The 1,549-nt window shown below is 48.0% G+C and carries 2 protein-coding genes; both read right to left on the minus strand.

What is annotated here, in order from left to right; genetic code table 11:
• The coding region (gene proC, locus KIV40_RS26530) for a pyrroline-5-carboxylate reductase (protein WP_285352166.1) at positions 1 to 709 on the minus strand (709 nt) is incomplete at its 3' end.
• A gap of 130 nt (positions 710 to 839) precedes the next feature.
• The coding region (locus KIV40_RS26535) for a YggS family pyridoxal phosphate-dependent enzyme (RefSeq protein WP_285352168.1) at positions 840 to 1,549 on the minus strand (710 nt) is incomplete at its 5' end.

The raw sequence follows: 1,549 nt of genomic DNA on the forward strand, positions 1-1,549 counted from the left end.
TGCCGCCTTTTGATGTGACGTTCTCGCGCAGTGTAGAAAGCTCAGTTTGTGGGTTTTCTACCACCATACTTGCTGCACCAAGTGCGGATTGTTGAACTAACGTGCGAGCCGTGTCTTTATCGAAACCTTGAGCAATTGCTTCTGCTTGCATCGCTTCCATAAACAGGAAGAAGTAAGCCGGTGCGCTGCCTGCCGCTGCAATCACATTGTTGATTCCAGATTCTTGTTCAACCCAGCATACCTTACCGCAGGCTTGCATTAGCTCTGCCGCGAAGGCTTTATCTTGTTCTTGCACATGTTCAGGCGCATAAAGGCCACTCATGCCCAAACCAAGTTGCGATGGTGTATTTGGCATCACGCGAACCAAGTTGAGCTTAGTCGCTAGCATGCCATCCAAACGTGAACAGTTGATGCCCGCTGCGATGGAGATAACCAGTTTGTCACTGAAGTCGATAGATTGCAGTGGTTTACACACGTCTTCCATCATTTGTGGTTTCACAGACAATACCACAACATCCGCTTCTGTCGCGGCTGCGATGTTATCGCTGGTGGTACGGATGCCAAAGTCTTGCTCAAGAGGTTGGCGACGCGTCTCTGATGGGGCGGTTGCAATGATGTTCTGTGCTGGGTAGCCATTTGCTACAAGACCAGAAACAATCGCACGCACCATGTTTCCTGCGCCGATAAAGGCAATCTTTTTATGTTCCATATGTCTGATTTCCAAATATAAATTCTTACAATTTGTTGTGCGCTCAGGTGTATAATTGCACCACTTTGCTCTGACTGCCTAAAGAAAGGCGGTCAGACTCAAATTCACAGTGTCTAACAACGAGTCGCTTTTATTGCTGTTTGCTGTAGTCGCGCGCGCCAAAAATCGCCGTGCCGATACGCACCATGGTGCTACCTGCTTCGATGGCTGCATCCATGTCACCGCTCATCCCCATGGACAGCGTGTCGACATCTGGGTATTGCTGAGCTAGCTTTTGCTTTAGCTCCTCAAGTTGTTTGAATGCGCGAAGTTGTGATTCGTAATCTGGCACGTTGGCAGGAATCGACATCAACCCTCTTAACGTGAGGTTTGGCAGGCGAGAAATCAACTCAGCCAGCTCGAATATTTCTGCATCGGCGACGCCAGATTTTGATTCTTCACCACTGGTATTAACTTGAATCAGAACTTGTAGCGGTTTTAGCTCGCTTGGGCGTTGGTCATTGAGGCGCTGAGCGATCTTAGCGCGATCGATGGTGTGAACCCAATCGAAATGTTCAGCAACAGGGCGTGATTTATTGGATTGAATTGGACCAATGAAGTGCCATTCGATTCGATTATCTGGATAATGCTCGGCAAAGTGCTGAACTTTACTGACGCCCTCTTGGACGTAGTTTTCACCAAACGCCTCTTGGCCAGCTTGGTAAGCTTCGAGAATTGCCTCGACAGGTTTAGTTTTGCTTACTGCTAGAAGTTGCACTGACTCTGGAGAACGACCGCACTTTTGTTCGTCGTGTCGAATTTGAGAGGTGATATGTTCAATGTTTTGTTGAATACTACTCA

It is taken from the genome of Vibrio sp. D173a (assembly GCF_030248475.1).